This window comes from uncultured Butyricimonas sp., from assembly GCF_959596855.1.
GTDB classification, from domain to species: domain Bacteria; phylum Bacteroidota; class Bacteroidia; order Bacteroidales; family Marinifilaceae; genus Butyricimonas; species Butyricimonas muris.
In genome coordinates, this window is record NZ_CAUFYA010000049.1 from 13,587 (window position 1) to 38,819 (window position 25,233).

Annotated in this window: 15 protein-coding genes; all 15 read left to right on the forward strand. The window is 43.0% G+C overall.

Annotated features, from left to right (window positions below):
• Window positions 1-3 precede the first annotated feature (3 nt).
• A complete protein-coding gene (locus Q5866_RS17315; RefSeq protein WP_303181531.1) occupies window positions 4-3,573 on the forward strand; it encodes a SusC/RagA family TonB-linked outer membrane protein in 3,570 nt (1,189 codons plus the stop codon).
• Window positions 3,574-3,584: 11 nt separating this feature from the next.
• A complete protein-coding gene (locus tag Q5866_RS17320; RefSeq protein ID WP_292266970.1) occupies window positions 3,585-5,033 on the forward strand; it encodes a RagB/SusD family nutrient uptake outer membrane protein in 1,449 nt (482 codons plus the stop codon).
• A 31-nt stretch (window positions 5,034-5,064) separates the two neighbouring features.
• Complete coding sequence (locus tag Q5866_RS17325) at window positions 5,065-6,060, forward strand: hypothetical protein (RefSeq protein ID WP_186977750.1); 996 nt, start codon at window positions 5,065-5,067, stop codon at window positions 6,058-6,060.
• A 51-nt stretch (window positions 6,061-6,111) separates the two neighbouring features.
• On the forward strand, window positions 6,112-7,206 hold the full coding sequence (locus Q5866_RS17330; RefSeq protein ID WP_292266965.1) for a thioredoxin family protein: 1,095 nt from the start codon (window positions 6,112-6,114) through the stop codon (window positions 7,204-7,206).
• A 318-nt stretch (window positions 7,207-7,524) separates the two neighbouring features.
• Window positions 7,525-8,094: an RNA polymerase sigma-70 factor gene (locus Q5866_RS17335; protein WP_292266964.1), complete on the forward strand. Its 570-nt coding sequence runs from the start codon at window positions 7,525-7,527 to the stop codon at window positions 8,092-8,094.
• A 170-nt stretch (window positions 8,095-8,264) separates the two neighbouring features.
• Window positions 8,265-11,612 (forward strand): hypothetical protein, encoded by a 3,348-nt coding sequence (locus Q5866_RS17340; RefSeq protein ID WP_292266962.1) that lies wholly within the window; start codon window positions 8,265-8,267, stop codon window positions 11,610-11,612.
• Between the two features lie 100 nt (window positions 11,613-11,712).
• Entirely contained in the window at window positions 11,713-12,885 is a 1,173-nt protein-coding gene (locus Q5866_RS17345; RefSeq protein WP_292266959.1) for a FecR family protein, read from the forward strand.
• Window positions 12,886-12,976: 91 nt separating this feature from the next.
• On the forward strand, window positions 12,977-16,381 hold the full coding sequence (locus tag Q5866_RS17350) for a SusC/RagA family TonB-linked outer membrane protein (protein ID WP_292266956.1): 3,405 nt from the start codon (window positions 12,977-12,979) through the stop codon (window positions 16,379-16,381).
• A gap of 11 nt (window positions 16,382-16,392) precedes the next feature.
• The gene (locus Q5866_RS17355) at window positions 16,393-17,970 is read left to right on the forward strand and encodes a RagB/SusD family nutrient uptake outer membrane protein (RefSeq protein ID WP_303181532.1); all 1,578 of its coding nucleotides are present in this window, start codon (window positions 16,393-16,395) and stop codon (window positions 17,968-17,970) included.
• A gap of 19 nt (window positions 17,971-17,989) precedes the next feature.
• Complete coding sequence (locus tag Q5866_RS17360; RefSeq protein WP_099290187.1) at window positions 17,990-18,745, forward strand: DUF4843 domain-containing protein; 756 nt, start codon at window positions 17,990-17,992, stop codon at window positions 18,743-18,745.
• A gap of 18 nt (window positions 18,746-18,763) precedes the next feature.
• Window positions 18,764-20,350 carry a PKD-like family lipoprotein gene (locus Q5866_RS17365; RefSeq protein WP_292266950.1) on the forward strand — a complete coding sequence of 529 codons (1,587 nt, stop codon included), beginning with the start codon at window positions 18,764-18,766 and terminating at the stop codon, window positions 20,348-20,350.
• 36 nt (window positions 20,351-20,386) lie between these two features.
• Complete coding sequence (locus Q5866_RS17370; protein WP_292266947.1) at window positions 20,387-21,322, forward strand: ABC transporter ATP-binding protein; 936 nt, start codon at window positions 20,387-20,389, stop codon at window positions 21,320-21,322.
• Window position 21,323: 1 nt separating this feature from the next.
• Window positions 21,324-23,636 carry a Gldg family protein gene (locus tag Q5866_RS17375; RefSeq protein WP_292266944.1) on the forward strand — a complete coding sequence of 771 codons (2,313 nt, stop codon included), beginning with the start codon at window positions 21,324-21,326 and terminating at the stop codon, window positions 23,634-23,636.
• A 7-nt stretch (window positions 23,637-23,643) separates the two neighbouring features.
• Window positions 23,644-24,576, forward strand: a complete 933-nt coding sequence (locus Q5866_RS17380; RefSeq protein ID WP_292266942.1) for an ABC transporter ATP-binding protein — start codon at window positions 23,644-23,646, stop codon at window positions 24,574-24,576.
• A 35-nt stretch (window positions 24,577-24,611) separates the two neighbouring features.
• Window positions 24,612-25,233: ABC transporter permease (locus tag Q5866_RS17385; RefSeq protein ID WP_303181534.1), on the forward strand; the 622-nt coding region annotated here is incomplete at its 3' end.

Here is a 25,233-nt window from a genome sequence, read left to right on the forward strand (position 1 = left end):
GTTATGAAAAAAGTACGAAAGTTGTGCCATTCCGGCACGAACAGGGAATTTTTTAACTTATTCCGTGTGACTAAAGTAGTGTTTATGATCTTGTTGGTGGGGCTGGTTCACGTGTCCGCCACCGTGGTGAGCCAGACGGTGCTCAACCTTAAATTAAAAGATGTTACGTTGGAAGAAGCCGTGCGGGGAGCGGAAAAGCAGTTGAAACAGGACTTCTTTTTCAATAAACAGGAGATCGACGTGAACAGGAAAGTATCCGTTGAGCTCGTGGACGGCTCGCTGGCTGATTTTGTGCGGTTGGTGTTCGGGAGGAATTATAGTTATGAGGTGGTGGATAACGTGATCGTGATTTCTTACAAACCGGTGAATCAGGAACAGGTGAAGTCCGTCACCATCACGGGGATGGTCATGGATAAGGATAGCGTACCGCTGCCGGGTGTGACGGTTCTCGTGAAGGGGACGAGCACGGGTACGGCGACGGATATTAACGGGGAGTATAAATTGTCGCTCCCGGAACAGGCTTCTATCGTGTTGGAATTTTCTTTTATCGGTATGAAGACGAGAGCCGTGACGTACACAGGACAGAAAGTGATAAACGTGGTGCTGGAGGAGGACGTGAGCCAGATGGAGGAAGTGGTGGTAACGGGATACCAGAAGATAGAACGTCGTAAATTGACTTCTTCTATCACGACGGTGGATATGGATCGCTTGAAAATGGTAAACCAGCCGAGTATCGACAAGTTGCTGCAAGGGCAGGTGCCGGGTATGACGATCGTGAGCACGAGCGGTGCCCCGGGTGCTGTTCCGCAAATCCGGATACGGGGTACTTCCACGATTAGCGGGAACGTGCAGCCGTTGTGGGTGGTAGACGGTATCGTGCTGGAAGACCCGGTAGACGCGAACGTGGACGATTTGCTGAATAACCGGAACTTGATCGCTTCCGGTATCGGGGGTGTGAACGTGGATGATATCGAGTCGATCAACGTGTTGAAGGACGCGGCTGCCACGGCTATTTACGGTACGCGTGCGGCAAACGGTGTCATCGTGATTACCTCGAAGAAGGGAACGGCGGGGAAAACCCGTGTGACTTATAACGGTAGCGTGAGCGTGGGAATGCGTCCGAAGTTGAAAGACGCGTATATGTTGAACTCGAAGGAACGGGTGGATATTAACATGGAGATGTTGGAAAAAGGATTGCTGAAGGCAAATTCCAATAAAGCGGGCGAATACGGTACGGTTTCCGATTTCGAGCGTTATTTTATCGACGTGCATGATCACAAGATGACGTGGGAACAGTTCCAGCAGAAAGTGAATCGGTTGGAAACGGTGAACACGGATTGGTTCAAGTATCTTTTCCGTAACGCGATCACGCAACGGCATAGTATCAGTATTTCCGGCGGCTCGGAAACGACGACGTTCTATCTTTCCGGTAGTTACATGGACGAGCAGGCAACTGCGAAGGATGTCGGGATGGAAACGTACACGATGGCAGCCAAGGTGTTTACCAAGTTAAGGCATAATTTACGGGTAGGCGGAATGCTCGACGTGAATATGCGCAATAACAAGAGTTTCTTCGCGGTGGATTCACGGGAGAATCCTTACGAGTGGGCGATTTACACGACTCGTGCCCATAATGCTTACGACGAGAACGGGGATTTCAATTACATGTATTATAATGACTTGAAATTTAACTTTCTGGAGAATCGGGAACAAAGTTGGCGCAAGTCAAAGAGTTACGGGTTGAAAGGAACGGTGGATATCGAGTGGAAGATATTATCCGACTTGACATTCAGCAGCTTGTTCTCGTTCTCGAAACAGAATACCACGGACGTGGATATCGCCACGGAGGATAGTTATTTCGTGCGTTCCCGCCAGAAGACGATGCAGGATAACACGACGTACGAGTCCGTGTGGCATGACGGGGGATACCGCCGGAGCAGGGGAACGAATAACAGTTCGCTTACTTTCCGTAACCAGCTTACTTATATGCCGGTGATTAACGAGGATCATCGCTTCGACGTGATGGTGGGACAGGAGATACGGACCACGAAGTACGAGGAGGAAACCACGCAGATTTACGGTTACGCCCATGATAGGGGACACCAGCAAATTTTGCAATTGGATTTGATGGCGAAAATCGGGGAGCCTTACTGGGTGGAAAACTTGAACGAGTCGGCTGCCGTTTCGTGGTTCGGCGTGGCGGGGTACACGTTTATGAATCGCTACACGGTGAGTTTCAATGCCCGCACGGACGGCTCGAATCGTTTCGGGGTGAAGACCAACGATCTTTTCCAACCGTTGTGGTCTGTCGGTTTCAACTATCAGGTGAAAGAAGAGAATTTCTTGCGGGATGTGAAATGGTTGACTTACTTGACGCTGAAAGGTTCTTACGGCAGTCAGGGGAACGTGGCGGATGCTTATTCCGATCTGGTAGCGAAGGTAGGTACTATCGATGCCGTGAAGAAGGAGAATTATCTGGTGATCGAGGCGCCGAAGAACCCGAATTTGAAGTGGGAAAAGAATTACTCGACGAACTTGGCTTTGGAGTTCGGGCTTTTCAACCGGAGGGTGTACGGTTCGTTGGAATACTATTACAAGAAGGCTGTGGATTTGTTGGGTAAGAAAGAGGTATCTCTCGTTTCCGGTTTCCCGTCGGTGTCGGTGAACTGGGCTTCGATGAAAAACACGGGGTGGGAGTTTGCCTTGAACACGGTGAATATTGATTTGCAGGATTTCCGGTGGACGTCCAACTTGAATTTCGGTTATAATAAAAACGAGATACTGGACGTGTATTCCACCCCGACGTATGGTTCTATGACTAATGCCCAGCGGACGGATTACGCGTCGGCGGCTATCGTGGGTAAACCGATCAACGGGTTGTGGTCATACCGCTATGCCGGGTTGAATGAAGACGGACGGGCGCAATTCTATGACGCCGAGGATGAAAAAGTGTTGAAGGGTATGAATGACGTCGAAGGTTTGGTGTATTCCGGGACGACGATGCCGAAGATACAAGGGGGATTCACGAATACTTTCGAGTACAGGAATCTGGCGTTGTCCGTGTTGCTCGTGGGCAATTTCGGGAACGTGATCCGCTTGAGGAATATGACCACGGGACAGGCTTTCGCTTACCCGGAAGCGACACAGAATATGTCGAGAGAATGGGCGAACAGATGGCGGAACCCGGGTGACGAGGCACACACGGATATCCCGCGGTTGGAAGCGAACGAATTTGACGATGCCGTGTTCTATCCTTACCCGTCAAATGCCACGATGTACAATAATAGTGATCTGCGGACGGTAAAAGGTGATTTCGTGCGGTTGCAGAATGTTTCTTTGAGTTATGACCTGAAACTGGCAAAGTTGAAAGAGTGGGGGATACAGAGTATCCGTTTCATGTTGCAGGGAAATAATTTGCACGTATGGAAGAATTCTAGGCTGAAAGGACAAGACCCGGAAGCGACGGGAGCTATCATGAAATATAGTTCGGCGAGTAACGCGAATGTTTCTTTCGGGAACACCTATTTGCCGTTGCCCCGTTCTTATTCGTTCTCAGTATCTGTACAATTTTAATGCTTTTGATTATGAAGAAGATATTTTATACATCCGTGTTTTTGCTGCTGACGTTGTTCAGCGGTTGTGATTTGCTCGATATAAAACCGGTGAACAGTATGTTGCCGAAGAGCGTGGAGGATTTCGAATCTGTCCTGCTGGGCGGCTATCCCCGGGAGAATTTCTTTATCAATACCGATTTGGCGACCGATAACGTGTACGCGAACCTGAGCGCCACGTCGGCTGTTACCAAGTCGTATGAACCGTGGTTCGTCTGGGCGGCAACGCACCAGTATAACGAGGCGGAGGATACGTACTGGAAACAATTGTACTCGTCTGTATTTTACGCTAACACGGTGCTGGACGAGTTCGCCGGGAAGACTCCCACCACGGAAGAAAAGGCTTTGTTCGAAACGGTTCGGGGGGAGGCTTATGCCCTGCGTGCCTATTGTTATTTTTATCTAGTGAATCTTTACGCCGAGAATTACGCGGACGAGAACATGGATAAACCGGGTGTCCCGATGCCGCTGAGTGCCTCGGACGTGCACCAGAATACCCAGAATAACGTGCGCGTGTCTGTCGGGAAGGTATGGGAACAGATCGAAAAGGATTTGGACGAGGCTTCCAAGGACTTGGTAGGCAAGGAAAGTAAAGGCAAGTATCGTTTTGATTATATCGCGTTGCAGGCTTTCAAGGCTCGTGTTTATTTGTTCACGGGTAAGTACAAGGAAGCGATCGAGGCGGCAAGTTACGTGATCGACGCGAAGTCTTTGTTCGACATGAACGAGATACAGTCTTACTTGGACGGGTTGGATAAGATTTCAAACGCTTTCAGCTATACTTACGGGTTTATAGACACGGATTACCGGAACGAGGTGTTGTTTTTCGTGGGCGGCAAGGGAAACGGGAACCCGTATTATTATTACAAAACCCGTTTTAAACCGACGGAAGAGTTGTTGAATCTTTGCAAGCGTGATCCCGGTGTGGTGGATTACCGGAGGTATATTTTCGAATCGAATGCCGATCCGGGGAGTGCCGATTACGCGGAACAGGGACCGACGGTGTACCGGATGTTCGCGACTCAGCAGAGTGATTGTTATTATATCGGGTTGAAGTTGAGCGAGGCTTACGTGACTCGCGCAGAAGCTTACGCCCGGACGGGAGAGAAGGATTTGGCTATCGAGGATTTGAACCGTTTGCTGGTGACTCGTATTAAGAAAACGGATTACGTGGCACTGGATAAGGCTGATTTCACGGCAGAAACCGCCTTGCAGCGGGTTTTGGAAGAACGTCGGGTGGAATTGGCATTCGACGGGGGAATGCGCTGGTTTGATTTGAGGCGGCTCGGTAAGCCGGGTATCCGGCATGCTTACGAGAACGGGCAGGTACACGCGTTGAATCAAGGGGATTTGCGTTACGTGTTACAGATACCGTTGTCTGAACAATTGAATAGCCCGAATATGCCGATAAACCCGAGATAGATGACGGATTATAAATTTGTAAATGTATATCATGATGAAATCTAAGACTATATATTTGATGTTGACCGCGCTTGTGTTGTTTTTGAGCGGTTGTAACAAGGAGAGTAAATTGTCCCCGACGGATGATTTGGGTATCGTCGAGATGTTTGGTCCGGACGAGAATGCCGATCCCCGGGTGAAATCGATGTATAACGATTACGGGGTTTGGGTGCGTACTTATTTCAGTAGTATCGACGAGTTGACGAATGCTATCCTTGCACAGGACGCACTTGTTGCCATGAGAGGGGCGAAGAATCTGGACGAGGAGAAAATCCCGGAAGTGTTGTATTACTCGGAAGCATTGTTGAGTAACGTGTCGAAAGAATACGCTAACTCGTATTTCCCGCTGGAGTTGTTTTACGTGAAGGAATACGGTTCGCTTTATTGGATTTATCCGGTGAAAGCGTTGGGGCGAAGCAGGCTGATTCTGATGTGGCCGAACACGTCGGAAGGGGCGATAGAGGTGACCGATCCCGTGAATCACTATTACCGGGATTCCGTGTTGGCGTCGGAGGTGTGGAGAAAAATAGGTACCATGATTGTTGCCCGGATGGAGGAGCCTCTGAAAGATTTCGTGGCGGCAGGCAAGGCGTATGATGACGGAGTGGCTTACGAGAAGCTGGGAGATGAGTTCGATAAGGATGAGGATGCTTGGAAAGAGGAGAATCCGGACGCGAATGATGATGACGAAGATGAGGTGAACAGTCGCCCTTACGTGATCAAGTATAAAAAAGCCGTGGCTGAATTGTGTCGAAACGGGGGATATATTACAGGAGGCTCTTCCCGCTCGTTCGAGGGGGATTTTGCGGAATGGCTTCGCTTGTTGGTTATGGAATCTTACGAGAATATTAAGAAGGAGTATCTGGATAACAGTAAATCCCGTGCTTTGAAATACGAGGTGATTACCAAATATTTCAAGGAATACAATTGGGATATTCAGGCTGCCGGTAATAGGTATCGTGAGAGATTTGACGGGTATAAGGAGTAGAATGGGGGACTTTATGGACCTTATAGACTTTACGGACTAAAAAAATACATCATGAAAAGAACATTTTTAATATTGATAATATCTCTGTCGTCCGGATGGCTTTGGGCGCAGGAGGGGGTGAAGTTTGAAGAGTTGACATTTCAAGAAGCCTTGGAGAAAGCGAAAGCGGAGAATCGTTGGATTTTTCTGGATGCCTATACATCTTGGTGCGGTCCTTGCAAAATGATGGCAGAGAAAGTGTTTACACGAGCGGAGGCAGGGGACTTCTTCAATATCCATTTTGTCAACGTGAAGTATGACATGGAAAAAGGAGAAGGACCCGCTTTAGCAAAGAAACTGGGAATTGGAGCTTACCCTACATTCGTGTTGATAAAACCGGACGGGACTGTACACGATAAATTGGTTGGCGGTTCGGATGTTGCCGGAATTATCAACCGGGTGGAAAATTCCATGAAAAGCGAGAAGACCGTGGGGACTTTAACTATGCGTTATGAGCGGGGAGAACGGGATAAACAATTTCTATTGGAGTATGTGGAGGCTTTGTTGAAGGTAAGCGATATCCGGCAAGTGAGGGAAGTTGCCGCATTGTTGACAGAGCAATTGACTGACACGGAAAAGGTTGAACCGGCATGTTGGAGTTTGTTTGATAATAATGATTTGGCTCCTTTCGGTTCTGCTAATTATCATTTTTTACTGGAAAACAGAAAACAGTTCTATCAGCACGTGGGGCGAGAAAAGGTAGATACCCGCTTGGCAAATCTATACGCGGGAGTGCTTTCCTCTATTGTTTGGGGACGGGATACTAAAACGACCCCGGACGCTGTTAAAGTGATGGAACGTGTTATCCATGAGTTGCGAACAGACCGGAAGAAACAGTTATTAGCCTACGTGGCTATGGCGAATGCCTATAAAAAGAAGGATACGGGTAAGTTGTTGAAGCTATGCTGCAAGGAATTTCCCCGCTTCTCGGATGCCGATGTGATGATGATGGTTATGCCTGTGTCTGTTTATTTCCGGTCACAGGAAGATAAAGAGGCGTTGAAGGAATTCGTGGAGATTGGAAAAGCGTTTATTCCGAATTTGAATATTCAGGCTAATTTTGATTACGTGTCGTATTATTTCACGGAGTTGGAGAAGCAGTTGTAAGATTATTTGTTTGTTTTCGGTTTATAAGACCGCCCTGTTTACGGGGCGGTTTGTTCGTTTTAAATAAACGGTACAAAAAAAAATGAGATGAGGTGTTGTGTGAACGGAATTTCTAGCTATTTTTGATAGCAAGAAATGAACGTTTGTTAAGATATAAAATCATAAAGATTATCCAAAATATCGAATATGGATAAGTTGTTGTGTTACAAATTAATGTATAAAAAAGACTTAGACCTTAGTAAATAATGAAATTCGTTTTTTGGCACATCATCAAACGTTCATTTAATGGAATTTAGATGTGAATATAAATAATTGGAGTTGACTGATTTATCTAATCCGGATGATGTACATGGGTTGCGAAAGCGAGATCCTCGTGTTTATGAGATAATATTTAAGAAATATTATCCGAAACTTCTCGTGTTCGTGAATCGACATGTTGGAGATCAGGATGTTGCGCAAGATATAGTACAGGATATTTTTTTCAAATTGTTTGAGAGCAGTCGTTCTTTACCGGATAACTTTAATTTGAAATCGTGGCTTTATAAAGTTGCTCGAAATGCCGCACTGGATTATTTACGTCATTTGCAGGTGATAGACCGTCATAAATTTTTGATGGCTGACGCTATGATCGTGGCTGAGGATGTGGATGAGAATGTTGATGAGGAAATATATGATCGGGTAAATCAAGCTGTTGAAAGTTTACCGGAACAATGTCGCTTGATTATAAAATTGAATGTAATCGAGGGCAAAAAATATTTGGAAATCTCGGAAGAGTTAGGAATATCAATCAATACGATTCGTACACAAGTTTCCCGGGGATATAAGAAATTAAGGGATATATTGTCCAATGAAAGGGATACATTAATTCTTGTCATTTATATACAGTGAAGAATACTCTTTGGTAGTAAATTAGTTGTAGTTTTCAAAAAAAATAAAATTCTTGTCACACAAAACAAGAGGCAAGCCGTTATAGGAGTGCGTTTGAACATTGAATTGTGAGAAACAAGGAGGGGAGTATAGAAGACAAGTTTGTACTTTTTTATAAACAACTCGAAAGCATGAACAAAAGTAACATTTGGATTGAGGCATTGTACGAATTTAAACGTGCACGCAGGAGTATCTTATTCCGATTATTTCTGGTTTTGGCAATTTGTGGGCTTATCCTTTACCAGTTCACATCTTTAGGAAACAGTGATTCCGGTTCGGTAAAGCATGCGTTGCAATTTGCTCCGGATTGGACTTCTTTGGCCTTATCCTCGGCAATACCTTTTAAAAGTGCTTATTACTTTAATGTTATCCAGTTACTTTTTGTCGTGTGTTTTGTGGTGAACGATTGGAGAATGCTAAACATGGGTACCAGAGATGCGTTGTACGTTCGTTCACAGGGGAACAGCGAGATGGTTACGGGGTATGCTTTGGGGCTATTGCTTGTTTTTACCCTGCTCAATTGGTTTTTATTCCTGACTTCAATTATTTTTAATCTTGTCTTGTATCCCGGGTCTTTTAATTTGTTTTATTATTTATTCTATTGGATCACTCTTACGTTACCCGCCTCTGTTTATTTTCTTGGTTTTTCTTGTCTTGTAGTTCGTGTTATCCGTAATCCGGGGATAAGCTTAATTGTGTCGTTTTTGTTACTGGGCGGGATAACTTTTTTAGGTGCCGGATTTTTACATGGGGTGCTGGATCCTTGTGCCCGTTATCTCCCGAATATGTTTTCAGATTTCACGGGACACGTGAATCTGGGGAATTATTTGTTGCAAAGAGGAAGTATTTTGTTGATGGGAGGTAGTTTCGCGGTGTTCTCGATTATTCCTTACCCGAGAATCTTTAATTACGTGCGGACTCGGAAAGTCTGTTTAAGTATTGCTTGCATTTTACTCGTGTTTGCCGCGGGAGGAGTGTTTATTTATCTTGGTCGGTACGGGAAAAAAGAAGAGTTAAGGGAAGTTTACAAGGGGGTGTACGAGAAATATGAACGAGATTCCAAGATTCGGGTGGCAAGCAATGACTTGCACGTGAAGGAACTTGCAGACGGGGGAATTTCCGTGAATAGCCGGATGACTGTTAAGAATAGGACTTCGGGCGAGGTACCTTTGATCATGTACTTGAATCCGGGTTTGAAAATTACTTCAATCAAGGTGGAGGGGCATCCTGTTTCTTTTCAGAGGGAGTATCAGGCTGTGCTTGTGGACGAAAAACTGATTCCCGGAGATTCGCTGGAAGTTATGATCGATTACGAGGGGAATATTGAAAATGCCTTTTGTTATTTGAACGTATCTTCCGATGAGTATTATTCCCCGGACGTGAATGTCGGCGGGATCTTTCGTCACGGTAATACTTCAGCCTTTTGCGAGAAAGGGTACAAATTATTGCCCCCGAAGTGTTTGTGGTATCCCGTGGGGCTTCCCCCGTACGGTGCCTCGGGAGGAATGGATTTGAATTTTACCCGGTATTCGTTAAGGGTGGAGCATGATCCCGCGTTAACCGCGATAGCCCAAGGAGAAACAATTGAAGAGGGAAAAGGGGTAACTTCGTTCCGTTTTACTCATGACATGCCCGGCATTAGCCTTTGTATTGGTAATTACAAAAAGCGGACAATAACGATCGCACTAGGTCTTCAGTTTGATACAACCCGATTGACACTCTATTATCATCCGGGGCACGAGTATCTTCTTGAACGATATGATTTTCCCGATGAAGAAATTGCCATGAAATTGAAGGATATGAAGGGTATATTGGAACAAGAGGAGTGCTTGAGTTTTGGTGAAGAATTCACGAAGGAAGATTGGGCGATGGTGTACAAGTTGAAAGACAGTTCCAGAGATTTGAATGAGGCTTTTGAAATCGTTCTCGAGAGGAAAGGTTTTGACCCGACCCGTCATTACCCGTACCGGTGGTTTACCCTTTTGGAAGTACCGTGTGACTATCATGTTTTCCCCGATTTGATGCAATTAACCGGGGAAAGAGAACAGGCCGGTCTTGTGTTTCTCCCAGAAAAATTACATACCGTGAGAAATTACCGGTATGAGGTTCCAAAGGGGGAAGAGGAGAAAAAAGGAGTAATGAGGATGTTCAAGTACGAGACGTTTGACCCGATTTTCGGGAAAGGAAGTTGTAATATAAGACCTGCATTCCGCGGAAAAACGACTTTTATTTCCTCTGCCGAGATACCACTAATCAATGAAGCTATAAATTATGCGTTGTTTCGTTGTCAACGGAGTATTGTTTATTTTGAAGAGAATAATTTTGACGTGATAGAATACTTGAAACATGGAAGTTTAAAGGATGCGTTGCATGATAGGTCGTTATCCCCGGAAGTGTTGCGAAGTATAATTCAAAAGAAAAGCGAAGAATTATGTATGTCTATCATGTTAAATGTCAAAAGTGACTCATTCCTTAAATTTCATCATGACATTTTGAAGAAAAATAGTTTTAAAGAGGTGGCTTGGGAAGAGTATTGTCAACAATTTTATCAATCTTTCGGTTTGCGTTTGGATTCTCTCGCTGAGCGCTGGTATGGCTCCAATCGGTTGCCTTTGTTTGACATCCGGGATGCACGTGCAATCAAGTTCGGGGAGAAAAATATCGACGTGGTGTTCTGTTTTAAAGTGTTTAACCGGGGTGATGTGCCGGGGCTTATTGCGACAAGTGACTTTCAGGTATGGACAATCCCACCGCACGAGGGGAGGATGATCACGGCAAGGGATCGAGGGAGGATATGGAATTTTTATTGTATCGAGACACCTTTAGCTCAAAATCTTCCGGATAGTTGGAAGTTGTCGTTAGAGAAGGATGTTCGAGGATGGGTGGATACTGCGACTCGTGTGGTTCGTGTCGATTCTTCCGTTTTCTTTCAAAATAGAAATGCAGATGAGATTATCGTTGATAATGAGGATTCCGGCTTCAGGGTGGTGAAGTCAAAAGATTTTAATCTCTTGTCTTTGCTGCGGAAAGATGAAGGACGTCCTGAATATGATGCCAAATATTCTCGTCAAACCACATGGACTCCCGTGATAAATGGCGGTTTTTATGGTTTTCCCATTCGAAGCGCATACGTTAAGCAGGCGGGGACAGGCAAGCAGAAAGTGGAATGGAGTACCGAATTGCCTCGAGAGGGTAAATATGAAGTATTTTTTCATCATGCAAAACCAACGTATATCGATATGGATAGAAAACAAGAGTTTTATTACTCCATTTTCGACGGGAACGGGGAGCATGAGGTGGTGGCGTTCGTGAATGGAGATGACGTGGGATGGATCTCTTTAGGTGTGTTTGATTTTACGAAAGAGGCGAGAGTGACCTTAAGTGACAGGGATAGAAAAGAGCAAATAAAAATGAACGATAGAGTTATTTCTCAAGAGTTAACCGCCGATGCAGTGAAATGGGTTTGGCTAAAAGAATAATTTACACGAGTGAAAAATGATTTTTTCCCGAAAAAAATAAAATTCTTGTCACACAAAACAAGGGGCAAGCCGTTATAGGGGTGTATTTGAACATTGAATTATGGGAAACAGACAAATATCAACCCGGTTAATATATCGAAAGATAGAAGGACTTCTCTCTCCGGCAGAGGAGGAGATTTTTGACACGTGGTTGAATGAAGACGTGAAACATCGTCGTTATTACGAGAAGATACGTGACGAGTTGCTACGGGATGAAAAACGGGAGTTGTCGAAGACCGAGTTACAGGAAGCATGGTCGATATTTGAAAACCGGATGCAGAAGCAGAGAAAAGTAGAGAAGAAGCGTTTTTTTATCTGGGGTACGGGAATCGCGGCGGCTGTGGCTGTTGTGTTGGGGTGTTGTCTGTTTTTGTACACGTATAGACACTCGGATCTCAAAATACAATCTGTCGTTCAAAAGATTGTACCCGGGCAGAATAATGCGGTATTGGAGTTGGCAGATGGGTCAGTGTATTATCTGGGAGAGAAACATTATTCACTTCAAGAGAAAACCGGAAACCGGATTATTGCGGATAGTACAAGATTGAGTTACGTGTCGCCACAAGAAGAACAAGGCACAAGAGAAATCGTGTATAATAAATTGAGTGTACCGAGAGGGGGAGAATACCAGATTGAACTGGAGGACGGGACTAGGGTGTGGCTTAACTCTGCTTCCCGGCTGAATTACCCGGTTGCTTTTGCCGGAGAGAGCCGGGAAGTGTACTTGGAGGGTGAGGCTTATTTCGAGGTAAAGCGGGATACGGCAAGACCGTTTGTCGTTCATGCCGGGGAACAGGATATCACTGTTCTGGGAACAAGTTTTGGCGTTACTTGTTACGCGGGTGAGGTGAGCGACTATACGACTTTGGTTTCGGGAAAAGTGAAAGTCAATTTTAGAAAAACGGATAAAAGCTATGTTTTACAACCGGGGATGCAAGTTGCTTTTAATAAGGAAAGCGGTGTGGTGACGGAACGGAATGTGGATGTGGCGGAATACGTTGCTTGGAAAGATGGTGTGTACGTGTTCAAGCAAAAGCGTTTGGAAGATATTCTTACCACGTTGGCACGTTGGTATGATTTTCAAGTTTTCTACCGGAGTGAAGACGTGAAGAATGTTATGTTCTCGGGAGAAATAAAACGATTCGGTGATTTCAGCTATTTGTTGAGTTTGATAGAACGCACGAGTGATGTGAAATTTGTAATAGATAAAAAAGTAGTACAAGTTATGAGATAGAAAAATGAAACAGGAGAATACGGCAATATTCCCCTGTCACACGATAAGCCGGCAAGCTTATTCGATTGTTTAATTTTTACAACACAAATCTATGAAAAAAAGAGGTAAAATGTACACGCCTTTCAAAAAAAGGTGGTGTAAAAAAATGATTTTATTAATGAAACAGCTTTGTATCTTTTTGCTGGTGTTTAATTTCGGATTGAATGCCGCCGTTCATTCACAAAATCAACGGGTCACGGTTGATTTGAGAAATGCGGGAATCGAGGAGTTGATTACCGTTATCAAAAGTCAGTGCAACATGGGATTCTTGTATGATTATAACAAGATCAAAACGGTGAATAATATCACTGTAAAAATGCGGAATGCCTTGTTGTCCGAAGTCCTTGTAAACGCTTTGAGAGGTACCGGATTTATCGCGGAGATCGAGAATGACATGATTATTATCAAGGAGGCTCCCAAGGATGAGAAAAAGGAAGCCAAGACGATCATGGGAAAGGTCACGGATCATAAAAAAGAAGCACTTCCGGGAGTCACAGTGTTGATCAAAGGTACTTCAGTAGGTGTGGTGACGGATACGGCTGGAGTGTATAAAATCACGTTGCCGGATCAGAAAGACATCACGCTGGTATTCTCGTTTATAGGTATGATTTCCAAGGAAGTGAAGGTGACGAACCAGAAGGAGATTAACGTGATGATGGAAGAGGACGTGGAGGCTTTGGATGAAGTGGTCGTGACGGGGTATAACAATATCAGGAAATCGAGTTTCACGGGAAACGCGACTGCGGTGACAAGGAGTGAGTTAATGAAAACGAATAATAAGAATATTATCAGTGCGCTTCAGGTGTTTGATCCTTCTTTTCGCATCCGGGAAAATTCGATGTGGGGTTCAGACCCGAATGCATTGCCTGAGTTTAATATTCGGGGTGAATCGAGTATCGGTATGAAGAAAGGGTTGGATGTAGAACAAATGAAACAAGAACAACATACCGATTTGAAGGATAACCCGAATCTCCCGATATTTATTATGGATGGTTTTGAAGTAGACGTGCAGAAAGTGTATGATATGGATATGAACCGGGTAGAGGGAATTACCATATTGAAAGATGCTGCGGCCACGGCAATGTATGGATCCCGTGCCGCGAATGGTGTTGTGGTTATCACGACAATCGCCCCCAAACCGGGACAATTGATGGTGAGCTATAATGGAACGTTCTCGTTGGATTTGCCGGATCTTTCTGATTATAATGTATGTAATGCCGCGGAGAAACTTGAATTGGAACGTTTGTGTGGGGTGTATAGTCCAGATAATGAGTCTCTTGCTGTGGATTACGAGATGAAATATAATGAGTTGTTGCAACAAGTGTTAAGAGGGTATGACACGGATTGGATGGCTCAACCTTTGCGGAATGTGTTTAATCATAAACACAGTGTATATGTCGAAGGGGGTGTTGAAAGTATTCGTTATGGGGTTGATTTGAAATATGAAACGAATGGGGGAGTGATGAAGGGGTCATATCGGGATCGCATGGGGGCAGGATTAACTTTGGATTATCGTTATAATAAATTGCAAATACGCAATTATGTTTCTTATAATTCAACCCGTTCTCAAAATTCTCCTTATGGAAATTTTAGTACCTACGTTGATATGTTGCCTTATTGGAGAATTCATGATGACGAGGGTAAACTGATACAATCGTACAGACCTCTATTAGGTAGTAATATTGCTAATCCGTTATACAGTGCTACATTAGATAGTTATAGTGGAAAGACCAGATATAACGAGTTAATAGATAATTTTAATATTAATTGGTATTTAGCTGAAGGATTGCAGTTTAAAGGACAGTTTAGTATCACGAAAACGGATACCAAAACAGAAACGTTTAAGGACCCTCGGGACCCGTATTTCGACACGCAAAGAGTATTTAATACTATTGACGAATTGGGACGACTGGATCGAGCTTTGACAGAAAGTTACAGTTGGACGGCAAAAGGTCTTTTTCTGTACAATCGTCAGTTTAAAAAACATTTTATTAATGCAACTGCCGGAATTGAAGCGGTGGAATCCCACTCTTCAACGAATAGTATGACTTTTGAGGGCTTTCCTATGGGAACGGTACATTCTTCCGAATTTGCCGCTCAGCAAAAGGACAAAACAAAACATGATGAAACGAACTCTCGTTTGTTCGGTTTATTGGCTAGTGTGAACTATTCTTATAATGATATTTATCTTTTTGACGGCTCATGGCGTTTGGATGGTTCTTCTCAATTTGGTGCGGATAAGCGTTTTGCTCCTTTTTGGTCTGTGGGTGCCGGTATCAATATTCATAACTATGATTTCTTGAAAAACATGGGAATGATTACCTTGTTAAGGATTCGCGGATCATACGGAAGTACCGGTAAGGTGAATTTTCCTTCTTATACGGCAGTAACTACTTATTCAATGGATAGTGATGCGTGGTATTACACGGGACCTGCTTCTTATCTTTATTATTTAGGAAATGAGAAATTGAAGTGGGAAACGACTAACACTCTTGATGCCGGGATTGAATTCGGTTTATGGAATGGATTGTTGGACGTGAAGGTAAATTATTACCATAAGGAAACGGAAGATATGATTGATGAAACTTCAATACGCCAATCATCGGGTTTTTCAACTTATTATTCGAATGCGGGGACTGTTGTGAACAAAGGTGTGGAAGTTGATTTAAGAGCCACTCTATATAGGGATAAAGACTGGATGGTAACAGTTATCGGTAGTGTCGCATCCAATCGTAATGAAATAACTAAATTAGGTAAAGCGGCAGAGGCTTACAATAAGGCTTTGGATGAGAATTATAATAACCGGGCAGAAAGTGGTTATTATATCGGTTTACGGAGTGCTCCATTAAAAAGATACACGGTGGGGGCTTCTACAACAGCAATTTATGCCGTTCGTTCTGCCGGAATAGATCCGTCTAACGGTAAGGAAAAGTTTATTAAAAAGAACGGGACCAGTACCTATACATGGGATGCCAATGATCAGGTTGTTGTTGGCGACGAGACTCCGGATGCTCAAGGGGCTTTCGGGTTGAATGTATCTTATAAAGGATTTTTCCTGAATGCCTCTTTCCTTTTCCAATGGGGTGGACAGACTTATAATGAGACTTTGATTAATCGGGTTGAAAATGCCGATATTACAAATAAAAATGTGGATAAACGGGTATTGGCTGAACGTTGGAGACAACCGGGAAACAGGGTGCCTTATTATGATATGAAAGCGAATCCTTATATTCGTCCGACTTCCCGTTTCGTGCAAGATTATAATTATTTGTCTTTTAATAGTTTGTCTATGGGATATGACTTCCCCACTAATTTGATTAGCAGGTGGCATTTAGCTTCTTTGGGAATACGTTTTAACGCGAATGATCTGGGACGTTGGTCAAGTGTGAAAGAGGAACGGGGAATCAGTTATCCTTATGCCAGAAATTATAGTTTAACCTTGAATGTCGGATTCTAAAAAATAAAGAGATGAAAACACGTATAAAATTATTATTGTTCGCGACAGCTTTTATCCTGTCTTCTTGTGAAAGTTGGTTGGATTTGAAGCCTGTGACGCAAGCCACGGAAGAGCAAATCTTTAGTACGGCGGAAGGTTATCGTTCTACATTGAACGGATTGTACAAGAATATGGGAAAGTCATCGCTGTATGGAAAGAATCTGTCATTCGCGATGTTGGACGGTTTTTCTCAGCAATATGATCTTAGTCCTGAAAATAATAGGGCGGAAGAATTTCAAGCTTGTGGAGAGATGAATTACGGGCAGGTACAACTGGCAGCAAGTATCGAAAAAACTTGGATGGCTGCTTATAATGTTGTTGCCAATGCAAATAACCTGATTCAGAATTTAGTGGAAAATACAACTCCTGAATTATTTGAATTCGGGGCAATGGAGCGCAATATGATATTAGGAGAGGCTTACGCGTGCCGGGCGTTGATGCATTTTGATATGTTACGATTGTTTGCTCCCGCTCCGATAAGCGATGACGGGGCAAATTATGTTCCTTATGTAGAGCAATATCCTAATATTCAACCAGCAGGAATATCAGTAAAAGAGTGTATCAATAAGGTTATAACCGATTTGGAGCAAGCGAGAGAACTTGTGTTTGATTTTGATACGTCAGCACTCGCAATGAATGCCGTGTGTACGGGGGATGCCCGGTTTTATAATAAATTCCCGTCTTACACGGAATTAGGGAGTAAGCCTAGTGCGTTGACGGATTTTTTCAAGGGACGCGGCTATCGATTAAACTATTATTCGATAACGGCTTTGTTGGCTCGTGCGTACCAATACGCGGAGAGATATGATGATGCTTTTGAAGCAGCAGATGCGGTGTTGAAATTTAAATATGAAGCCAGCCAGTGGGATAAATTTACATTTTATGAATTCAAGACCACGGGTATAACGAACGGGACAGATAATAGGGTTTCGACATTTGAGGGTAAGTCCAACCTGCGTCTGGTCGACAATCTGATATTTGCAGTGTATAACGCAAAAGCTTATGACGAATTGAGCCTAAGTACGTATTTCTTGAAAGAATCTACAGGTTTCGTCGGACAATATTTTGTTGTGCGGACAGATAATATTTTTAAATCTTCAAAAGGTAGCGATGAATCCGCCAACGACATTCGTTACTCGAAAATGATTTTCTTGGCACAAGACATATATCCCGTTTCCGGTAAATGGTTCTATCATGAAGATGAAGCGATGCGTAAAAAGAATGTGACGATACTTCCTGTTATCCGGGGCACAGAAATGCAATATATCATGGCGGAGTGCTATGCTCGAAAAGGAAATTGGACAGAGGCTGCTAATATTTTGAACGAGATTCGCAGAGCTAGAGGATGTTGGGATGATATCTCTTTTGATAAATGGGAAGATTTTGTGAAAGAGTTGGTTATTGACGCTCGTCGGGAATGGATTTCTGAAGGACAATTGTTCTATCTCTATAAACGATTGAACGCGGATGTCGATTTCGGAAAAGGCGTAAAACGTCCTTTCAAACGGCAGGAAGCTGTTGTTCCTATGCCGGCAAGCCAATCTATGTAAAATTTAAAAGTAAAATGAGATGAAAAAACAATATGTGATATTTATGTTACTGTTGGCTGTCGTGTTCGGGGCGTGTGACAGGAGAGAGATTGAAATATTTACTGATAAGAATGAAATTTATTTCGAGAAGTTCTATATCGATGAAGTGTATCCCGGCTTGGCGCAGGCTGATTCTACTGTAGCTTCTTTTTTCTTTTATCCCGATGGAACCAAGGATATTGAAGCAGCCTTGACCGTATTGTTATCCGGGGATACGTTGAAAGAGAATCGAGAATTTCAATTGAAAGTGGTAGAGGAGGAAACTACGGCTAACCCGGAGGAATATACAATAGATCCGGCGTATGTTTTTCACACCAATACAGTGAACAAAGACTCTAATGATGTGCGTGATGTAATCAAGATAAAATTTCACCGGAGTGACCGGATTGAGTCCATGCCGAACGGAGTTACTTTGGTTGTTGAAATTATACCCAACGAGTATTTGAAATTGGGACAGATTGAACGGACTCGGGCTAAACTGATCTTGACAACAGCAACAGACAGACCAACATGGTGGAATAAAGAGGTCGTAAATAATTTGTTAGGAGTTTATTCCGATAAGAAGTATAAATTGTTTTTGAATGAGATTGATAAAAAAGCGGAGATGAGTGAGGAGTTAATCGCCGAGCGTCCCGATAGAGCTATTCAATTGACGCTGGAATTTAAAAATTGGCTATTGAATCAAGATCCGGAGATTCTGGATGAAGATGGAGAACCCATGAAAGTTGCTTTATAATTTTTAATTAGATGTCCTATGAGAACCAAATATATATACATAACATTATTTGTTGCATTGTTTATGGCAGGGTGTTTTGAAGATGAGGGAAATTACACTTATTTGCCTGAATCATCTCCAACTTTTCTTTTTAAATACCCCAATAACATGTATTGTTACGAGGGAGAAACTACAATTATGAAAGGGGAATTCCGTTTTGATACGCCGGATTCGTTGGAGAGAATGGCTGATTTGAGTTTTGAATGGAAAGTGAATGGCGTGGTGTTATGTACGGAAAAAGATTTTAATGTTCCCACGGATGAAGCGATGGAAATGCTCGGGCTTACGGAATTTCCGTCATCACATTTGACCGGGAGTTATAGTATAACGGAAAATTCGACGGGATTAAAGTATATGACTCTTGTGTTATATAATTTTATTCCTAGATATGGTAAAGGAAATTGGATGATTCTTTCTAAAGACGGAGGAAATTCAAAACTTTCTTACCAGCGGATGACGAAAAAGAATAACGGAAATAAAGTAGATACGACTTTTGAAAATACGGTAGGGATTTATCGGATGATGAATGGAGAGCCGATACCCGGGAGTCCACGGAGATTATTAGATCATCACGCTCCTGCGCTATCTGCTTATTCCGGTGCCACGTTGATTCTTACGGATAAAGTCGCTTATGAGGTCAGTAATGAAAGCCTCAAGAAAGCAAGTGATTTGAAAGATGAGTTTCTGGATGGAACTCCGGTGAATTTTAGTATTGTTGATGCCTATTATACGAAGCAGCTGACTTTTTTGGTGGCAGAAGACGGTCGTCTTTTCCGTCGGTTATTTTCCGATAATTATTTAGGCGGGAAGTTTTTGACGGAACCGTATGAGGTGGATGCTAAGGGATATGAGATAGATTTTATTGCTAATGGTCAGACGGCAACGTGGACTTCCCATCGTTTAGTTTATGACAGAAAGAATCATAGAGTATTGTCAATTAATCAGTGGTATACTCCTTTGGGAGCGGTTTTCGCGATAACACCTGCCGGTACCGGACATAGCGTTCCTGTTTGGGATTTGGGTGAGGATGTAGAAGTCTTGGCTATCAGTGAAAAAGGAGAAGAATATTTAAGTCCTTATACTGCAAACTTGTTCAGGATGCTTTATAATAAAGCCGGTAAAACTTATATTGCTGATTTTGTTTTGGATAACAATCCTCCAACATATTTTGCCAATGCACTGAATAATTCTTATATGAAAGAGGTGGAATGCCCGGTACAATTGACAAAAGCGAATAAAATTTTAATAACATCTGCCAATAGTCCGGGGAGTTACGGAAAGTTTATTTTTTACACCAAGGATAATGAATTGCGCTATATTGATTGTGGAAGTAATAATCAAGAAGGTGTGTTTATGACTTTTGACGATAAAGTGACAGCGATACATTATGACTTATCTTCTTCTAGGCATAAAGAATTTGGTGTCGGATTGGCTAACGGAGATTTTATGAGAGTGGATATTCGAGATAAAAATAAACCTTTTATAATTAAAAAATCGGTGTTTAATGTTGGGGGAGAAATTGTAGATGTTTCTCAAACTTCGACACGAGAGTATAATGCAGAATAGGAAACGTATTTGTATGTAAATCACTAATTGTATCGTATGGAAAATTCTATTGTAAGAGTGGAACATTTGTCCCACAGGTACTCTGTGCAGTGGGCTATCAAGGATATAAACTTTGAAATAGCTGAAAATGGGGTAGTTGGCTTGTTGGGTTCGAATGGAGCGGGAAAATCTACTACCATGAATATTATTTGCGGGGTATTGAATCAGACTGAAGGGAATGTGTTTATAAACGGAATTAATTTGAGGGAAGATTCGGTTGAAGCCAAAAAGTATATCGGTTTTTTACCCCAACAGCCGCCGTTGTACACGGACTTGACCGTGGGAGAATATTTAAAGCATTCGGCTTTTTTGCGGTTAATGCCTGCCGAGGAGGTACCCGGGGCTGTTGAGCGAGCTTTGGAACGTTGTGCCATTACCCATTTTCGGGATCGTTTGATAAAGAATTTATCGGGCGGTTACCAGCAGCGGGTGGGGATCGCGCAAGCTATTGTGCACAATCCCAAGTTCGTGGTATTGGATGAGCCCACGAACGGGTTAGACCCGAATCAGATCGTGGATATCCGGAATTTAATCCGGGAGATTGCGGAGGATCATGCTGTTTTGTTATCCACGCATATCCTGTCGGAGGTGCAGGCTATTTGTGACGAGATCAAGATGATAGAGCACGGGCGATTGGTATTTTCCGGCAGCATGGAAGATTTTGACAATTATATCGCTCCCGAGAGTTTTGTCATCAAACTCGGACGCTCTCCCGGTAAAGTTGTCTTGTCTTCTTTGTGTGAGAATAAAGGTATCGAGGAATTGGAACCGGGATGTTTCCGGATTTATTTTAAAGAAGATAGCGGGATCACGGAAAAATATATAGAAGCAAGTGAGGCGAATGATTGGGAATTAAGAGATTTGGTGGTAGAACGTTGTTCTTTGGATGAAATATTCGCGCAATTGTCAGGAAAAACAAAAAATATGGAGTAAGATGAAATGGAATAATAATATAAAGACTGCTATTCGCGTAGCGAAGATCGAGTTGAATTCGATGTTCTATTCCCCGGTGGCTTGGCTTGTTTTAGTGATATTCGGTTTTCAGATCGGGATGGCTTTTGCCCGGGTGTTTGGCGAGCAAATCCGATATCAGGATATGGGATATGATTTGTGGCAGGTTACTTCTGCCGTGTTCGTGGGGATGAAGGGTATATTACCTCCTATTCAAAGATATATTTATTTGTATATCCCGTTAATTACCATGGGATTGATGAGTCGGGAATACCAGAGTGGGTCGATCAAACTTTTGTATTCTTCCCCGGTAAAGAATGCTTCCATTATCATGGGGAAATTTTTATCGATGATGATATACGGTTTGGCATTAATGGCAGTGTTGGGTGTATTTGTGTTGTTTGCCGCGATTACCGTCGTGAACTTTGATTACCCGATGATACTTACCGGAATGCTGGGGTTGTATTTATTAATACTGGCTTATTCCGCGATAGGATTGTTTATGTCGTCAATTACCAAATATCAGGTGGTTGCGGCTATCGGAACATTAGCGATACTTGCAATTTTGAATTTTATAGGCGGTGTCGGACAAGAGTATGATTTCGTGCGTAATATCACGTATTGGTTATCTATCACCGGGCGTTCGGATTCATTTATCGAGGGGTTGATGGCAAGTGACGACGTGCTTTATTTCTTGATTGTCATCGGTTTCTTTCTCTCGTTGTCCATACTGAAATTGAACACGGAAAAGAGTATTATGTCTTTCAAGACAAAGGTGATGAAATACAGCGCTATTGTTGTGGTGGCAATAGCCTTGGGGTACGTTTCCTCGCTTTCTTCGATGAAGTATTATTATGATGCGACGTACACGAAGTCAAACACGCTTTCCAAGGAAAGTCAGGAAGTGCTTAAAAATTTGGAAGGAGATTTGAAGATTACGACTTATGTCAATTTGTTGGACGAGAGTTTTTATTATGGTTTACCCCGTAACAGGAACAAGGATTTTGAACGGTTTGAAAAGTATTTCCGATTTAAGCCGGATATAAAAATGAAATACGTCTATTACTATGATAAGGCTAATAACCCGAGTCTGGAATGGAGGTACCCGAATAAGACGGATGACGAACGGGTTGATCTGTTATGCAAAGCGAACCGTTTGGATATAAAGATGTTTATGACGCCGGATGAGATCAAGGAAGTGATTGACTTAAAACCGGAATTGAACAGGTTTCTACGCATCGTGGAACGGGAGAACGGGCAAAAGGCTTATTTAAGAATGTTCAATGATAATAATAAACATCCGGATGAGGCGGAGATTTCAGCTGCTTTGAAACGTTTTATTTCACCTTCACCGATGGTTGCTTTCTCCACGGGGTACGGTTCGCGGGAAATGGATAATTACGGGGGAAGAGGATTTTACCTGTTTGCCAAGGATAAGTGGTTCCGTCAATCGTTGTTGAACAATGGTTTCGACACGAAAACAATAGATTTGGATAAAGATGAAATTGACGATTCGATCCAAGTGTTGGTTATATCCGACCTGCGGGAACCATTGTCTGACGTGGCAATGAATAACGTTCAGAAATATATTGATAGAGGCGGGAATTTGTTTATTTTAGGTGAATATAACCGAGAAGTGAATATGAATAAACTGGTTGCGTCTTTAGGTGTTAAATTTGAAGAAGGCGTGGTGGTGAATAAAAATGAATACACTTCTCCGACAGTACTTGTCGGTTTCTTTACCCCGGAAGCGGCGAAGAAATATCCGACATACGAAAAATTGCAGAAATATGATTACGTGGTAGCCTTACCCACGGCACAGGCGATTGATTATTCCGGCGTTAAAGATTTTGAGGTGACTCCGGTATTGGTTTCAGATCAGGATGCTTGGATCGAGAAAGAAACAACGGATTTTGTTGACGGGGAGTTTGAGTATAACCCGGAAGCGGGAGAGAAAAAAGGAGTACATGCCGTGTTGGTCACGTTAAGCCGAAAGGTCGGTGATAAAGAACAGCGGATCGTGATTTCAGGGGATGCCGATGTGGTGGCTAACGAAGCGTTGACCTCTCAGTTCACGGGAATTAGTGCATCCAATTACAGTATTATCAATGGTTCATTCCGTTGGTTGTCGAATGAACAATTCCCTGTTGACACGAGAAGAGCGGATTATATAGATACCAGCCTGCGTCTTCCGAAAGGATGCCGTTCGTGGGTAAATTGGGGTAGCATGTGTGTTTTCCCTTTGCTTATCTGTATGTTAGGAATCGTGGTAATATTTCGTAGGAAACGGAAATAAATAAGTTATGGCAAATAAAATAGTTGAAGTGAAAGGTCTTTCACACCGTTATAGTGTGGATTGGGCTATCAGAGATATAAATTTCGAGATTGAAACGAAAGGAGTGTTTGGCTTGTTGGGCTCCAATGGAGCCGGTAAGTCCACGACCATGAATATCATATGCAATGTATTGACTCAGACGGAAGGAGATGTTTTTATCAACGGGGTAAATCTTCGGAAAGATCCGATTCAGGCAAAGAAGTTTATCGGGTTCTTACCCCAGAAAGCCCCTTTGCACACGGATATGACCGTTGATGAATACTTGTACCATTGTGCTGATATTCGTTTGATGCCGAAAACGGATATTCTGGCTGCAGTGGAACGGGCTAAAGAAAAATGTGGCATCACTCATTTCAGCAAAAGGGTGATTGGTAATCTTTCCGGGGGATACCAGCAACGCGTGGGAATCGCACAAGCTATTATTCATGATCCGATGTTCGTGATTCTGGATGAACCCACGAACGGATTGGACCCGAACCAGATCATGGAAATTCGCCATTTGATTCGGGGAATAGCGGAAGAACGGGCTGTATTGATTTCGACACATATACTTCCGGAAGTACAGGCGACATGTGATTATATCATGATGATTGAACATGGAAATACGGTATTTAAAGGAACGATAGAAGATTTTAATAACTACATGGAACCCAGTGTGCTATTGGTGATTATGCACAATGCCCCCAAAGAAGATGCCGATTTTTTAAGTATAGAAGGCATGGAGCGGGTGGAGCGATTGACACGAACCCGTATCCGTTTACACTTCACGGATGGGGATACCGCGATTGTCGGGAGAGTTGTAAATAAAGCGATTAGCAATAACTGGCATCTGCGAGAGATATCTTTGGAAAAAGAGTCTTTGGATAAAGTATTCGCTAAATTATCTGGAAAATCATTCTAAAAGAATTTATATTGATGAGGACAATAACAAGAATAATGAAGACAGAACTGAGAGTTCTGTTCTTTTCCCCGATAGCTTGGATGGTACTGATTGTTTTTGCTTTTCAAGCAGGATTGGCTTATTGTGATGAATATGCTAATCAGTTGCGTGATCTGGCGATGGGATACAGACCTTATTATTTGACGAGGTCTGTATTGGCAGGGTATGGTGGGGTATTTACACAAATGTTGAATTATCTCTACTTGTATATTCCACTTTTAACGATGGGATTAATGAGCCGGGAGTTGAGCAGCGGTTCTATCAAACTGCTTTATTCATCTCCGGTTTCAAACTTGCAGATTGTATTGGGAAAATATCTCTCGATTGTAGTTTACGGTTTGATTTTGGTATGTATATTGTTGATTCCCTTGTTCTTCACGGTATTCACGATAAAGGACCCGGATATTCCGTTAATGTTCACGGCTTTGTTAGGTGTGTTTCTTACGGTATGCGCTTATGGGGCTATCGGTTTATTTATGTCCACGATCACGAAATACCAAGTTGTAGCGGCAATCGGGACTTTGGCGGTACTAGCCGTGCTGAATTTTATCGGCGGTGTCGGGCAAAATATTGACTTCGTGCGGGATTTGACTTATTGGTTGTCCATTTCCGGTCGCT

Bases quoted from the DNA above. Each gene is read 5' to 3' on its own strand.
- Q5866_RS17370 (WP_292266947.1), top strand. From the start codon at position 20,387: ATGGAAAATTCTATTGTAAGAGTGGAACATTTGTCCCACAGGTACTCT.
- Q5866_RS17340 (WP_292266962.1), top strand. From the start codon at position 8,265: ATGAACAAAAGTAACATTTGGATTGAGGCATTGTACGAATTTAAACGT.
- Q5866_RS17315 (WP_303181531.1), top strand. From the start codon at position 4: ATGAAAAAAGTACGAAAGTTGTGCCATTCCGGCACGAACAGGGAATTT.
- Q5866_RS17350 (WP_292266956.1), top strand. From the start codon at position 12,977: ATGAAAAAAAGAGGTAAAATGTACACGCCTTTCAAAAAAAGGTGGTGT.
- Q5866_RS17345 (WP_292266959.1), top strand. From the start codon at position 11,713: ATGGGAAACAGACAAATATCAACCCGGTTAATATATCGAAAGATAGAA.
- Q5866_RS17355 (WP_303181532.1), top strand. From the start codon at position 16,393: ATGAAAACACGTATAAAATTATTATTGTTCGCGACAGCTTTTATCCTG.
- Q5866_RS17380 (WP_292266942.1), top strand. From the start codon at position 23,644: ATGGCAAATAAAATAGTTGAAGTGAAAGGTCTTTCACACCGTTATAGT.
- Q5866_RS17375 (WP_292266944.1), top strand. From the start codon at position 21,324: ATGAAATGGAATAATAATATAAAGACTGCTATTCGCGTAGCGAAGATC.
- Q5866_RS17320 (WP_292266970.1), top strand. From the start codon at position 3,585: ATGAAGAAGATATTTTATACATCCGTGTTTTTGCTGCTGACGTTGTTC.
- Q5866_RS17365 (WP_292266950.1), top strand. From the start codon at position 18,764: ATGAGAACCAAATATATATACATAACATTATTTGTTGCATTGTTTATG.
- Q5866_RS17330 (WP_292266965.1), top strand. From the start codon at position 6,112: ATGAAAAGAACATTTTTAATATTGATAATATCTCTGTCGTCCGGATGG.
- Q5866_RS17360 (WP_099290187.1), top strand. From the start codon at position 17,990: ATGAAAAAACAATATGTGATATTTATGTTACTGTTGGCTGTCGTGTTC.
- Q5866_RS17325 (WP_186977750.1), top strand. From the start codon at position 5,065: ATGATGAAATCTAAGACTATATATTTGATGTTGACCGCGCTTGTGTTG.